This is a genomic window from Pseudomonas sp. N2-3-1-14 (assembly GCF_041228395.1).
Taxonomy (GTDB): domain Bacteria; phylum Pseudomonadota; class Gammaproteobacteria; order Pseudomonadales; family Pseudomonadaceae; genus Aquipseudomonas.
Map to the genome: position 1 here is coordinate 5,118,790 of NZ_CP166199.1, position 14,344 is coordinate 5,133,133.

Consider the following 14,344-nt stretch of genomic DNA (forward strand, 5'->3'; position numbering starts at 1 on the left):
CATCTCATTGCAAGCTATGCTGAATGCTCAAGCATTACCCTCTACGACCAATGGCCGCAGTCGCCGCACCCGGCGATACGCGTTAATATTTGTAATTATTTTGTCCATAGGGATTGGTAACTTGGCTGGATACCTCCATCCTGTCGCGCACAATCCACGAGGTGATTGATGCGCGCCAACTCGTCTGAACCACAAGACACCGTCACAGCGACACAACCGATCACACCCACCCGCTTGCGTTGGCTGGATCTGTTGAGCAAATACCGTCAGCCGATCGGGCTGGCCGTTACCCTGTTGCTGTTCGCAATCGCCCTGATCGCCTGCCGACACTTACTGCTGGAACTGGACCTGTATGCGCTCCACGACTCGATCCTGGAAGTGCCCAGACCCGCCCTGCTGGGTGCGTTCGCGGCGGCCATCGCCGGTTTCATCATTCTGCTGGGTTATGAATTCTCCGGCGCACGCTATGCCGGGGTAAAACTGCCGGCCAAGACCCTGGCGCTGGGTGGCTTCACTGCCTTTGCCATCGGCAACGCCATTGGCTTGTCGATGCTCTCCGGCGGGTCTGTGCGCTACCGTTTATATGCACGCCACGGTATCGGGGCTTCGGAAGTGGCGCACATGACCGTGTTCGCCAGCCTGGCCCTTGGTACGGCGCTGCCGCCGCTGGCAGCACTGGCCACACTGAGTAACCTGCCGGCGGCATCGACCTATCTGCACCTGTCGCAAGGCGTGCTCGGTGGTATTGCCGGTGCAGTGCTGCTGCTGTCCGCCGCGCTGTGCATCGGCATTTATCGCCGTCGCCTACCAGAGCAACCTTATCCAGACAACCTGCTGGTCAAGGCGGGACGTCGTACCCTGCGCCTGCCGGGCCGGCGCCTGACGTTCCTGCAACTGATCATCACCGCGCTGGACGTAGCCGCTGCCGCCACCGTCCTTTATATGCTGCTGCCGGAAGCGCCGCCGTTCGGCCCCTTCCTGCTGGTGTACCTGCTGGCCCTGGCTGCCGGTGTACTCAGCCATGTGCCAGGCGGTGTTGGCGTGTTCGAAGCGATTCTGCTCGCGGCATTTGCCGACAAGCTTGGCGCCGCGCCATTGGCTGCCGCCCTGCTGCTATACCGCATGATTTATGTGGTGCTGCCGCTGCTGATCGCCTGCGTGTTCCTGCTGGTCAACGAGGCCCAGCGCCTGTTCCAGACGCAGCAAAGCCTGCGGGTTGCCTCCGGCCTGGCCGCGCCGGTGTTGGCCGTACTGGTTTTTTTGTCCGGCGTGGTCCTGCTGTTTTCCGGCGCAACGCCGGAAATCGACTCACGCCTGGAAAACATCGGCTTCCTGATTCCCCACCGCCTGATTGACGCCTCGCACTTCGGTGCCAGCTTGATCGGCGTGCTGTGCCTGTTGCTCGCCCAAGGCTTGCGTCGGCGTTTGTCGGCCGCCTGGATGCTGACCATGGTGTTGCTGCTCACCGGCGCCCTGCTCTCACTGCTTAAAGGCTTCGATTGGGAAGAAGCCAGCCTGATGATCATGACCGCCGTGCTGCTGGCGATCTTCCGGCGCTCGTTCTACCGCGCCAGCCGCCTGACCGAACTGCCGTTCTCGCCGCTGTACCTGGTGGCCAGCGTCTGTGTGTTGGGCGCCTCGATCTGGCTGCTGCTGTTTGCCTATCAAGACGTGCCGTACAGCCACCAGCTGTGGTGGCAGTTCACCCTGGACGCCAACGCCCCCCGCGGCCTGCGCTCGCTGCTGGGTGCAGCGGTGCTGTTGGTGATCGTCTCGCTGACCTGGCTGCTGCGCACCGCACGCCCGGTGATTCATCTGCCAACCCCGGACGAACTGGAACGCGCCACCAAGATCCTGATGGCCTCCTCACAGCCCGACGGAGGCCTGGCGCTGACCGGCGACAAGGCGCTGCTGTTCCACCCCAACGATGAAGCCTTCCTGATGTACGCCCGCCGCGGGCGCAGCCTGGTGGCCTTGTATGACCCGATCGGCCCGACCCAGCCGCGCGCCGAGATGATCTGGCAGTTCCGTGACCTGTGCGACATCCATCACGCGCGCCCGGTGTTTTATCAGGTACGCGCCGAGAACCTGCCCTACTACATGGACATCGGCCTGACCGCGATCAAGCTGGGCGAAGAAGCCCGCGTCGACCTGAAACGCTTTGACCTGGAAGCCAAGGGCAAAGAGATGAAGGACCTGCGCTACACCTGGAACCGTGGCACCCGGGACGGCCTGTCCCTGGAAATCTTCGAACCGGGCCAGGCGCCGATGGAAGAACTCAAAGTCATCTCCGATGCCTGGCTGACCGGCAAGAACGTGCGGGAAAAGGGCTTTTCCCTGGGCCGTTTCAGCGACGACTACCTCAAGCACTTTCGTATTGCGATTATTCGCTTCGAAGGGCGCCCGGTGGCCTTCGCCAACCTGCTCGAGACTTACAACCATGACCTGGCCAGTCTCGACCTGATGCGTGCGCACCCGGACGCGCCGAAGCTGACCATGGAATTCATGATGGTTGGCCTGATTCAACATTATAAGAACCACGACTACGCCCGATTCAGCCTCGGCATGGTGCCGTTGTCGGGCCTGCAACCACGCCGTGGCGCACCGCTGACCCAACGCCTGGGCTCGATGGTGTTCCGACGTGGCGAGCAACTGTATAACTTCCAAGGTTTGCGCCGCTTTAAAGACAAGTTCCAGCCTGACTGGGAACCCCGTTATATGGCCGTGCCCGCAGGACTTGATCCGCTGGTGGCACTGGCCGATACCGCCGCCCTGATTGCGGGCGGCTTGACTGGATTGGTGAAACGCTGATGATTCGACGCTCCTGGCGGTATGTATTGGCCTTTGTAGTGCTGCTCGCGCTGATCGCGGCGGGTGGCTTCTGGTACTGGAACCGCCCTGCCCCGCAACCGACCCTGGAACAACTGCCCCAGGCCGACGGTTCGGTGATGACCCGCGTGACGCCTAACGGCTCGGCAAAAGCCCGTGTGGCCGTGGCCGTGATGGCCGATGAAACCCTGACCGATAGCCAACTGATTGCCCTGAGCCAGGGCGGCTCCGCGCAAATCGTTCAAGTGATCCTGCCAAAGGATGACTGCAAGCTGCAGGAACAAGCGCTGCAAAGCGCCCTGGCCCAGCTCAAAGGCCCGGCGACGCTGGTCAGCGGCATCGGCCCTGGCGCAGCACTCGCCTGGCGCTGGCTGGCCACACAGAACGACGACAAGGCCAATGCCATCTCCGTCGGCTTTGCCCTGGTGCAGGAAGGCTGCAAGGACCCGCTGCCGAAGACCTCTGCCCATGGCAATTGGCTGGTGGCGTGGAACGACAACCCTGACGATGAAAGTGCCAGTTTCGTACGCGACACCCCGCGCGCGACGACCAGCATCAGCGACTACGACATCCACTACCCGCAAGTGCTGAACAACGAACTGCGCAAGCAACTGGTGGGTTCGGACAACGGCGGCCTGGCGATTCCCGTGGTGGAAGTACCGGCCGGTCAAGCCAAGGACACCGTTACCCTGTTCCTCTCCGGTGATGGCGGCTGGCGTGACCTGGACCGTGACGTCGCCGGTGAAATGGCCAAGATCGGTTACCCGGTCGTGGGCATCGACACCCTGCGCTACTACTGGCAGCACAAAACGCCTGAACAAAGCGCCAAGGACCTCACCGAATTGATGCAGCACTACCGGCAGAAATGGGGCACCAAGCGCTTCGTGCTGACCGGTTATTCATTCGGCGCCGACGTACTGCCGGCGATCTACAACCGCATGCCGGAAAACGAACAGCAGCGCGTCGACGCAATCATCCTGCTGGCATTCGCACGTACCGGCAGCTTTGAGATCGAAGTGGAAGGTTGGTTGGGCAACGCCGGCAAAGAAGCCGCGACCGGCCCGGAAATGGCCAAGCTGCCGGCTGACAAAGTGGTGTGCATCTACGGCGCCGAAGAAGTCGACGAGAGTGGCTGCACCGACAAGACCGCTGTTGGCGAAGCCGTGAAGCTGCCAGGCGGGCATCACTTTGACGAGAACTACCCGGCGCTGGCACAGCGCCTGGTGGATATCATCGTCAAGCATCAGGCCAAGGACAAAGCCGAGTAACTCCAGGTATTACATGGCTTAAAATGTGGGAGGGGGCAAGCCCCCTCCCACATTTGTTTTTGCAGTGTTGTTTAGATTCAGCGCGGTTCGATATGCGCAATCATCAGCTGCACAGTTTCATTCCCACGAAACTCGTTCACATCCAGTTTGTAGGCCAACTCGACCCAACGCACTGTCGGATTAGGCCAGACCTCACGGTCCACACCAAATGCAATGCCATCGAGCTTCACCGACCCGCATTCGCTCTTGAGCACCACTTTGAGGTGCCGCTCACCGACCACGCGCTGCTCGACCAACTGAAACACACCGTGAAACAACGGCTCGGGAAAGTGCTGCCCCCACGGCCCGGCATGCCGCAATGCGCGCGCCAGTTCCAGGTGAAACTCTTCCACCGCCAGGGTGCCGTCCGACAGCAGCCGGCCCGTCAGGTCTTCTTCCCGCAGTTGGCGACGGACTTCAGCGTCAAAGGCTTCGGCAAACAGTGGGAAATTCGCCTCGGGCAAGGTCAGACCGGCCGCCATCGCGTGGCCGCCGTATTTGGTGATCAGGTTGGGATGCTGGCTGGCGACGACCGCCAGCGCATCACGGATGTGAAAACCCTGCACAGAGCGCCCTGAGCCCTTGAGCAGGCCGTCACCGGCATCGGCGAAGGCGATGGTCGGGCGGAAATACCGCTCCTTCATTCGCGACGCCAGAATACCGATCACGCCTTGGTGCCATTCCGGGTCGAACAGGCACAACCCGTAGGGCATCGATTCCACGGGCAAGTCCTTGAGCTGGGCGAGCGCTTCGCGCTGCATGCCCTGTTCGATGGATTTACGGTCCTGGTTCATACCGTCCAGCTGCGCCGCCATTTCCCGCGCGGCGGCGAAGTCGGTGGTGAGCAGGCATTCGATGCCCAGGCTCATATCGTCCAGGCGCCCGGCGGCGTTCAAGCGCGGCCCGAGGATAAAACCAAGGTCGGTGGAGGTGATGCGCGCGTGGTCGCGCTTGGCGACTTCAAGAATCGCCTTGATGCCCGGCCGCGCACGACCGGCGCGAATGCGCTCCAGGCCCTGATGCACCAGGATGCGGTTGTTGGCGTCCAGCGGCACCACGTCGGCGACACTGCCCAGGGCCACCAGGTCGAGCAGCTCGCCGATGTTCGGCTGAGGCGTGTTGGCGTACCAACCCAGGCTGCGCAGTCGCGCGCGCAGGGCCATCAGCACATAAAAGATCACGCCTACGCCAGCCAGCGCCTTGCTGGGAAATTCACAACCGGGCTGGTTCGGATTGACGATGGCATCTGCCGCCGGCAGCTCATCACCCGGCAAGTGGTGATCGGTGACCAACACCTTCAACCCCGCCGCCTTGGCCGCCGCGACGCCTTCGACGCTGGAAATACCGTTGTCCACGGTGATCAGCAACTGCGGCTCGCGCTGCAGCGCCACCGCAACGATTTCCGGAGTCAGGCCATAGCCGTACTCGAAACGGTTGGGCACCAGGTAGTCGACATGGGCCGCGCCGAGCAAACGCAGGCCCAGGGTGCCCACCGTGCTGGCAGTGGCGCCATCGGCGTCGAAGTCACCGACGATGAGGATGCGCTGGCGCTGCTCCAAGGCCGTCACCAGCAGGTCCACCGCCGCGTCGATGCCCTTGAGCTGCTGGTAGGGAATCAACCGCGCCAGGCTCTTGTCCAGCTCAGCTTCGGACTGCACCCCGCGTGCGGCGTAAAGACGGGTCAACAGCGGTGGCAATTCACCGAGAAACGGCAGGACAGCGGGCAACGGGCGAGGATCGATACGCATGGGGCGACGGAAGCTTCTCTTCTAGTACAACGGTTAAACAACAATGCTGAAAGCAACATGGATCAACTGTAGGAACCGGCTTCTGTGGGAGCGGGCTTGCTCGCGAATGCATCACCTCGGTATAGCTGAAAGACCGAGGTGTCTGCATCGCAGGCAAGCCAGCTCCCACAATTTCAACCGCGCTCGCCGACCAGCCACTGCAGTTGCACTTCGTGCTGACCGCGATCGTCGGTCACAAAAATCGTGCCTTCACTGATCATCACGTCCCACTTGATCACGCGCGGCATGTCCTTGGCCAGGGTCTCGAGGACTTCCTGCGGCACGGCAGCGATGTGCACGTTCTTCAGGTTGTTGGCCACCGGCACCACTTTGCCCTCCCACACGCGCAAGCTGCCATAGGCCAGCAAACTGGTGCGCTCGGTACGGCGCGAACACCAGGTCAGGCGGTCGGCGTCAGGCTGGCCGACTTCGATCCAGTGCAGAACCCGATCATCCAGGCTTTTTTCCCACAGGGCTGGTTCGTCTACATCTGACAGGCCACGACCGAACGCCAGTTGCTCGTTGTACCAGAGGGCGTAGGCCAGCAGGCGCACGGTCATGCGCTCTTCGGTTTCCGATGGATGGCGGGCGATGGTCTGTTTGACGCTCTCATACACCGAGCGATCAAGGTCGGTGAGGTTGAGTTCGAATTTGTAGGTCGTGGACGGCTGGGCCATGAACGGGCTTCTAGAGACAGGGAAAGGCGGCCAGTCTAACCGATGGCGAGGTCAATCAACGAATACGGCGTTGCATCATCCTTATCCCTGGGCCGCTCGCCTATGTTAAAAGGCATCACACCACCGCCCCACGCTTGCTAAGGATCCTCATGTCGTTTAATGCCAAACCGCTTGCCGGCCTGAAAGTCATCGAACTGGGCACCCTGATCGCCGGACCGTTTGCGTCACGTATCTGTGCCGAATTCGGGGCCGAGGTGATCAAGGTCGAGTCCCCTGATGGCGGCGATCCGCTGCGTAAGTGGCGCAAGCTGTATGAGGGCACATCGCTGTGGTGGTTTGTGCAGGCGCGCAACAAGAAGTCGCTGACGCTGAACCTCAAGCACCCGGATGGCCTGGCGATTCTCAAACAATTGCTGGCAGACGCCGACATCCTGATCGAAAACTTTCGCCCCGGGGTACTGGAAAAACTCGGTTTGAGCTGGGAAACCCTGCATGCCCTGAACCCGAAGCTGGTGATGGTACGGCTTTCAGGTTTTGGCCAGACCGGGCCAATGAAGGACCAGCCAGGGTTCGGCGCAGTGGGCGAATCCATGGGCGGTTTGCGCTATATCACCGGTTTCGAAGATCGCCCGCCGGTACGCACCGGGATTTCCATCGGCGATTCGATAGCCGCCTTGTGGGCAGTGATTGGTGCGCTGATGGCGCTGCGTCATCGCGAAGTCAACGGCGGGCTTGGCCAGGTGGTGGACGTGGCGCTGTATGAAGCTATCTTCGCGATGATGGAGAGCATGGTCCCGGAGTTTGATGTGTTCGGGTTTATCCGCGAACGCACCGGCAACATCATGCCCGGCATCACGCCGTCTTCGATCCATACCAGCGCCGATGGCAAGCATGTGCAGATTGGGGCCAATGGCGATGCGATCTTCAAGCGCTTCATGTCGGCGATTGGGCGTGAGGACCTGGCCAACGATCCGACCTTGGCGAGCAATGATGGACGCGACAGCCGCCGTGACGAGCTGTATGGCGTGATCGACCGCTGGGTCAATTCGCTGCCTCTGGATCAAGTAATCGAGCAACTCAACCAGGCCGAGGTGCCCGCCAGCCGCATCTACAGCGCCGAAGACATGCTTGGCGACCCGCAGTTTCTGGCGCGGGAAATGTTCCTCAAGGCGCAGTTGCCGGGCGGCAAGGACTTCAAAATGCCGGGGATCGTGCCCAAGCTGTCGGACACGCCCGGCAGTTGTGAATGGGTCGGGCCGCAGTTGGGCGAGCACAACAGCGAGGTGCTTAACCAATTGGGCTACGACACGGCGGCCATCACCCGCTTGCGCGAGGGCGGCGCGATCTGATGGCTGGCCCGTGTAGACGCTGGTCCATTCCCCTGTGCTTTGTCGGCGCGATGTTCGGCGTATGGCCGCTCGCCGCGCGTGCCGAGGACACGATAATCTGGTTGCTGCGCGACCTGCCGCCGCTGATCATCTTCGAGGGCCCACAGAAAGGCCAAGGGGCATTGGATCAATTGCTGCCAGTGCTCAGCGAGCGTCTGCCGCAATACCGACACACCGTGATGCACGTCAATCGCGCCCGCGGCATCCAGATGCTGCGCGCTGACTCCCTGACCTGCGATCCGTTACTGCTGTGGACGCCGGAACGCGCGAAGTACATTGTGTTTTCCGCCCAGGCGTTTGCGGTGGCGAGCAACGGCGTAGCCATTCGACGAAGCCAGCAGGCGGCAATGGCGCCCTTTATCGTCAATGAACAATTTGACCTGCAAGCCTTCCTCGACGCCCACAAAGCACGCATCGGCGCCACGGCCGAACGCAGTTACGGCCCCGTCATCGATGAACAGCTAAAAGGCGCCGATCCGCACATTCTGGCGCTGCATTACGGCAATGACGCCCTTGGCAGTCTGCTGCAAATGCAACGTCTTGGGCGGCTGGAGGCGGTGCTGGGCTACTGGCCGGAAATCCGCTATCACGCCACGCAACAGGGCATCGCCGCACGAGACCTGGTGTTTTATCCCATCAAGGGCTCAGCGCCTTATCAGCGTACGCATATCGGTTGCTCGGACACGCCTCAAGGCCGCCAGGCCATGGCACGTATCGACCAGGTATTACGCGACATCCCACAGGCGCAGCTACAGCAGTCCTACACGTCGTGGTTGGACCCGGTCACGCGTGAACAGTACTTGCGTGACAACCCTGATTTTTTCCAGGACTCACCAACCCCCTGAGGCATCACAGGGCAAATCGCAGGCAAAAAGAAACCCCGAAGAGTGGGGAGACACTTCGGGGTTAAACGTGGCCTACAAAGACCAGTACAACAAGCCACAAACACCGGAGCACAATGTTTGCTCTTGCTGTTACAAAATCTGACCGGCCATGCTGTAGGAAGTTTCCCTAGTTAAACAATTCTTCATGCAAGGGCGCCATTGCGGGTCTGGGCAGCGCTGCGCAAGGCCGCGATGACGGACGGTTCCAGACGCCCTTCGGCGATTTTCAGGTCGCGCAGCAGGCAATCCACCACATCTACCAGCACGCGTTTATCGGTCAATTGCGCGCGGTCGACTTCACGCTCCACAACGATGGCGCCGGCCGGGTTCTTCACGGTCACCAGGCACTCGTCTTGCACACCAGCGGTGGTCAATGTCACCTGATAAGGGCTCAGTGCTTCTTCGAGCAATAGGCTGATACTTTCCATCTCGATCACCACTCAATAGTTCGGGAACAATCGTTTCAACGGGAGCTGCATCTATCCTAAGTGACTGGTTATGACGTAGGAAAGTTCGCTTTATCGTCTTTATGGGGCCGTCAGGGAGTGACGTGAACCAGCATGCGCTTGCAACATGACAGGCAAAAAACGGCCGCACATAACTGCTTACGCAATGGTCGACCGTTTTGAGGTTCCCGAAACAAAAAACGCCGCTGCCCCAACGAAGGGAAAGCGGCGTTCGTGTCTACGCGGCTCGCCTTACAACGGCTTGCCACGGTTCCCGTGCTGGCTGACAAACGCCTGCACAGTCTTCAAGTCATTGGCCAGCACCGTGCAACGCTCTTCGCGTTCGAACAGGTCAGCCAAGTGCTCCGGCAATTCCAGCGCCTTGCCTACGCCCGCCTTCTCCACCGCTTCCGGGAACTTGACCGGGTGAGCCGTACCCAGAATGACCATCGGAATATCCAGGCTGCGACGGCATTCGCGCGCAGCCTTCACACCGATAGCGGTGTGCGGGTCCAGCAGCTCGCCGGTCTGGGCGTAGACCTCAGCGATGGTTTCGCAGGTCTGTGCATCGTCCACCGCCAGGGAGTCGAACAGCTTGCGCGTTTCGGTCCAGCGCTCTTGGTCAACGCTGAAACCGCCACCGCTCTTGAAGCTGCTCATCAGCTCGGCCAGGGCGGTGCCATTGCGACCGTGCATGTCGAACAGCAGGCGTTCGAAGTTCGACGACACCATGATGTCCATCGACGGCGACAGCGTGGCGTGCAGGGTTTCCTTGACGTACTGGTTGCCGCTCATGAAGCGGTGCAGGATGTCGTTGCGGTTGGTGGCGACGATCAGTTGGTTGATCGGCAGGCCCATGTTGCGCGCCAGGTAACCGGCGAAAATGTCGCCGAAGTTGCCGGTCGGCACCGAGAACGACACCGAACGCGCCGGGCCGCCCAACTGCAGGGCTGCGTGGAAGTAGTAGACGATCTGAGCCATGATCCGCGCCCAGTTGATCGAGTTCACGGCGACCAGGCGCGTGCCCTTGAGGAAGCTCTGGTCGGCGAAGCTGTTCTTGACCATTTCCTGGCAGTCATCGAAGTTGCCTTCGATGGCGATGTTGTGGATGTTCTCACCAAAAATGGTGGTCATCTGGCGACGCTGCACTTCCGACACGCGCTTGTGCGGGTGCAGGATGAAGATGTCGACGTTTTCACAGTGCTTGCAACCTTCAATGGCCGCCGAACCGGTATCACCGGAGGTCGCGCCAATGATCACCACGCGCTCGCCGCGTTTTTCCAACACGTAATCGAGCAGGCGACCGAGCAGCTGCAGGGCGAAGTCCTTGAACGCCAGGGTCGGGCCGTGGAACAGCTCAAGTACCCATTCGTTGCCATTGAGCTGACGCAATGGCGCGATGGCGCTGTGGGAAAACACGCCGTAGGTCTCTTCGAGGATCTTCTTGAAGTCCGCATCCGGAATGCTGCCGGTGACAAACGGGCGCATTACACGGAAGGCCAGCTCGTGGTACGGCAGGCCGGCCCACGAGGCGATTTCTTCCTGGGTGAAGCGTGGCAGGTTTTCCGGCACATACAGGCCGCCGTCAGTGGCAAGGCCTGCCAGCAAAACGTCTTCGAAATTCAGGGCCGGTGCCTGGCCGCGGGTGCTGATGTAACGCATAGGGGCAAACCTTCGGTTTGGGCTTCAAGCTTCAAGTGACAAGCTGCAAGTAACGGCGGATCTGCTTTTACTTGCAGCTTGCAGCTTGGCGCTTGCAGCTGAATTAATTTAGATGTTCGACGCGAATACGAACGACCGGCCCAACCACGCCCTGAAGAGCTTCGAGCGCCCGGATGGCATCGTTCATGTGCTGCTCGAGCACGCGGTGGGTCAGCAGGATCATCGGCACCTGGCCGTTTTGCTCCTCGACTTCCTTCTGCATGATCGACTCGATGTTGATGCCGCGCTCCGACAGGATGCTCGCCACCTGGGCCAACACACCCGGATGATCCTGGGCCTGGATACGCAGGTAGTAGGCGCTTTCGCAGGCTTCGATCGGCAGGATCGGGTGGGCCGACAGCGAATCCGGCTGGAACGCCAGGTGCGGCACGCGGTTCTCCGGGTCGCTGGTCATGGCGCGAACCACGTCAACCAGGTCGGCGATCACCGACGAAGCGGTCGGCTCCATGCCGGCGCCGGCGCCGTAGAACAGGGTCGAACCGGCAGCGTCACCGTTGACCATCACCGCGTTCATCACGCCGTTGACGTTGGCGATCAGGCGGTCAGCCGGGATCAGCGTCGGGTGCACTCGCAGCTCGATACCGGTCGCAGTGCTGCGCGCCACGCCCAAGTGCTTGATGCGGTAGCCCAGCGCTTCGGCGTAGTTAACGTCGGCAGTGGTCAGCTTGGTGATGCCTTCGGTGTAGGCCTTGTCGAACTGCAGCGGAATACCAAAGGCGATGGACGCCAGGATGGTCAGCTTGTGCGCAGCGTCGATGCCTTCCACGTCGAAGGTCGGGTCGGCTTCGGCGTAACCCAGGGCTTGGGCTTCGGCCAGCACGTCTTCGAAGGTACGGCCCTTCTCGCGCATTTCGGTGAGGATGAAGTTACCGGTGCCATTGATGATACCGGCCACCCAGTTGATGCGGTTGGCGGACAGGCCTTCACGGATCGCCTTGATCACCGGGATGCCACCGGCCACGGCAGCTTCGAACGCAACGATCACGCCCTTCTCACGCGCCTTGGCGAAGATCTCGTTGCCATGCACGGCAATCAGCGCCTTGTTGGCGGTGACCACATGTTTACCGTTTTCAATGGCCAGCAGCACCAGATCACGGGCCACGGTGTAGCCGCCAACCAGCTCGATGACAATATCGATTTCAGGGTTGGTCGCCACGGCGAAGACATCGTTGGTAATCGCAATACCGGTCGTTTGGAACTGAGGCTTTGGCGTACGCGTGGCAATTTGTGCCACTTCAATCCCACGCCCTGCACGGCGGGAAATTTCTTCAGCATTACGCTGAAGTACGTTGAAGGTGCCGCCACCGACGGTCCCTAACCCACAGATGCCTACTTTGACCGGTTTCACTGAAGAACTCCCCATGAAACGGCCGACTCAAGGTCGGCCGTGAAAAACAGCCGCACAACTGCGGCTCTCAATTAATGCCCCGCCGACTGTTCGGCGGAGCATGATCGCCAAAGGCTCGACGATTACTGCTTACTCGCACCCAGTGCCAGTTTGGCAACTTGTGGCGCCGGCTGGTAGCCCGGAATGACTTGGCCGTCAGCCAAAACGATGGCCGGTGTACCGTTCACGCCAATCGACTGACCCAAGGCAAACTGCTTGGAAACCGGGTTGGCGCATTTGGCCGCCTTGATTTCCTTGCCATCGACCATTTTGTCCATCGCGGCTTTCTTGTCGGCCGAGCACCATACCGCCTGCAACTGCTCGTCACCCGGCGAGCCCAGGCCCTGGCGCGGGAACGCTACGTAGCGCACTTCCACACCGAGCTTGTTCAGCGCAGGCACTTCGGCGTGCAGCTTGTGGCAGTACGGGCAGGTGGTGTCGGTGAACACGGTGATGTGGGTCTTGGTCTCGCCGATGGCCGGGTACACCACGGTTTCAGCCACTGGAATGCCGTTGATCAGCTTGGACACGCCCAGGCGCTCGGCTTTCTCGGTCAGGTTGACCGGCTTGCCATCTTTCAACTGGAACAGGTAGCCCTGAACGATGTACTGGCCATCGGCACTGGCGTACAGCACGCGGCTGCCCTTGAGCTTGACTTCATACAGGCCGGCCATCGGGCTGGCGCTGATGCTTTCGATCGGCGTGTCGAGCTGCAGGTTGGCCAGGCTCTTGCGAATCGTTTGCTCGGCGGCGTCGTCGGCGACAACAAAAGTGGAAACCAACGCAATCGCTGCGGCGGCAATAATCTGGGTCAAGCGCATGGGAACTCCTGAAGGCAGATGCAGGGACGGGGTGTGGAACACCGATCTGAAAATACGGGGTCATACACACAAGACAAACAAAAGTCTGACCGTCCCCTTTGCTAACCGGCAAAGCCTACCACAGTTGGGCCGGAGGGCAGACTGCGGTGGGTAAATTGGGCCGTTTCGGATGCAATTTCATCCGCGCGGGTGGTGCTTGGCGTGCATATCCTGCAAGCGTGCCCGCGCGACATGCGTGTAGATCTGAGTTGTGGATAAGTCACTGTGCCCCAGCAGCATTTGCACCACACGCAGGTCCGCACCGTGGTTGAGCAAGTGGGTGGCGAACGCATGGCGCAACGTGTGCGGCGAAAGCGCTTTGCCGATCCCGGCCACCTTGGCCTGGTGCTTGATACGGTGCCAGAAGGTCTGGCGAGTCATCTGCTCGCCGCGCAGGCTGGGAAACAGCACATCGCTGGGCCGCCCACCGAGCAACTCGATGCGGGCATCACGCATGTAGCGCTCGACCCACACGATTGCCTCCTCACCCATCGGCACCAAGCGTTCCTTGCTGCCCTTGCCCATCACCCGCAGCACGCCCTGGCGCAGGTTGACTTGCTCAAGGGTCAGGCTGATCAGCTCGGTCACGCGCAGGCCGCAGGCGTAGAGCACTTCGAGCATGGCGCGGTCGCGCTGGCCGATGGCTTCGCTGAGGTCGGGCGCGGCGAGCAAGGCATCCACGTCGGCTTCCGACAGGGATTTGGGCAATGGCCGGCCCAGTTGCGGCATGTCGATTTGCAGCGTCGGGTCGGCGGCGATGAGCTTTTCCCGCAGCAGGTAGCGATAAAAGCCACGTACGCCGGAGAGAAAACGCGCGGTGGAACGCGGCTTGTAGTTCTGCTCCAGGCGCCAGGCCAGGTGATCGAGGATCAGCTCGCGACCGGCATTGATCAGTTCGAGGTTTTTTTCCTGCAGCCAGCCATTGAACAGGGCGAGGTCACTGCGATAGGCCTGGCGGGTGTTGTCCGACAGGCCTTTTTCCAGCCACAAGGCGTCGAGAAAGCGGTCGATCAGAGGATGGTCAATGGCGGGCATAGGGGCTCAGGCTGATTACTGG

11 protein-coding genes are annotated in these 14,344 nt (G+C 60.9%); 4 read left to right on the forward strand and 7 right to left on the reverse strand.

The window, feature by feature from the left end:
• The first annotated feature begins 168 nt into the window (after positions 1 to 168).
• Positions 169 to 2,811: a bifunctional lysylphosphatidylglycerol flippase/synthetase MprF gene (gene mprF / locus AB5I78_RS23705; protein WP_145164127.1), complete on the forward strand. Its 2,643-nt coding sequence runs from the start codon at positions 169 to 171 to the stop codon at positions 2,809 to 2,811.
• Complete coding sequence (locus AB5I78_RS23710; protein WP_106578320.1) at positions 2,811 to 4,097, forward strand: virulence factor family protein; 1,287 nt, start codon at positions 2,811 to 2,813, stop codon at positions 4,095 to 4,097. The genes mprF and AB5I78_RS23710 overlap by 1 nt, the downstream gene beginning before the upstream one ends.
• A gap of 77 nt (positions 4,098 to 4,174) precedes the next feature.
• On the opposite strand, the gene recJ is transcribed toward AB5I78_RS23710, so the two are convergent.
• Positions 4,175 to 5,884: a single-stranded-DNA-specific exonuclease RecJ gene (gene recJ / locus AB5I78_RS23715; protein WP_145164129.1), complete on the reverse strand. Its 1,710-nt coding sequence runs from the start codon at positions 5,882 to 5,884 to the stop codon at positions 4,175 to 4,177.
• Positions 5,885 to 6,057: 173 nt separating this feature from the next.
• Positions 6,058 to 6,600, reverse strand: coding sequence for a YaeQ family protein (locus AB5I78_RS23720; protein ID WP_003193952.1), 543 nt, complete (start codon positions 6,598 to 6,600; stop codon positions 6,058 to 6,060).
• Between the two features lie 149 nt (positions 6,601 to 6,749).
• On the opposite strand from AB5I78_RS23720, the gene AB5I78_RS23725 reads away from it, so the two are divergent.
• On the forward strand, positions 6,750 to 7,949 hold the full coding sequence (locus AB5I78_RS23725; protein ID WP_369302116.1) for a CaiB/BaiF CoA transferase family protein: 1,200 nt from the start codon (positions 6,750 to 6,752) through the stop codon (positions 7,947 to 7,949).
• Complete coding sequence (locus tag AB5I78_RS23730) at positions 7,949 to 8,833, forward strand: TIGR02285 family protein (protein ID WP_370003972.1); 885 nt, start codon at positions 7,949 to 7,951, stop codon at positions 8,831 to 8,833. Before AB5I78_RS23725 ends, AB5I78_RS23730 begins: the two co-directional genes overlap by 1 nt.
• A gap of 182 nt (positions 8,834 to 9,015) precedes the next feature.
• Here the strand turns inward: AB5I78_RS23730 and AB5I78_RS23735 are convergent, their stop codons facing one another.
• The 5 genes from AB5I78_RS23735 to xerD form a co-directional block, all read right to left on the reverse strand.
• Positions 9,016 to 9,300 carry a DUF3509 domain-containing protein gene (locus tag AB5I78_RS23735; protein ID WP_106578316.1) on the reverse strand — a complete coding sequence of 95 codons (285 nt, stop codon included), beginning with the start codon at positions 9,298 to 9,300 and terminating at the stop codon, positions 9,016 to 9,018.
• Positions 9,301 to 9,570: 270 nt separating this feature from the next.
• On the reverse strand, positions 9,571 to 10,980 hold the full coding sequence (gene thrC, locus AB5I78_RS23740; protein ID WP_369302117.1) for a threonine synthase: 1,410 nt from the start codon (positions 10,978 to 10,980) through the stop codon (positions 9,571 to 9,573).
• 103 nt (positions 10,981 to 11,083) lie between these two features.
• A complete protein-coding gene (locus AB5I78_RS23745; RefSeq protein WP_369302118.1) occupies positions 11,084 to 12,388 on the reverse strand; it encodes a homoserine dehydrogenase in 1,305 nt (434 codons plus the stop codon).
• Between the two features lie 122 nt (positions 12,389 to 12,510).
• Positions 12,511 to 13,248, reverse strand: a complete 738-nt coding sequence (locus AB5I78_RS23750) for a thioredoxin fold domain-containing protein (protein WP_145164137.1) — start codon at positions 13,246 to 13,248, stop codon at positions 12,511 to 12,513.
• A 177-nt stretch (positions 13,249 to 13,425) separates the two neighbouring features.
• Complete coding sequence (gene xerD / locus AB5I78_RS23755) at positions 13,426 to 14,322, reverse strand: site-specific tyrosine recombinase XerD (protein WP_262209842.1); 897 nt, start codon at positions 14,320 to 14,322, stop codon at positions 13,426 to 13,428.
• Between the last annotated feature and the right edge of the window lie 22 nt (positions 14,323 to 14,344).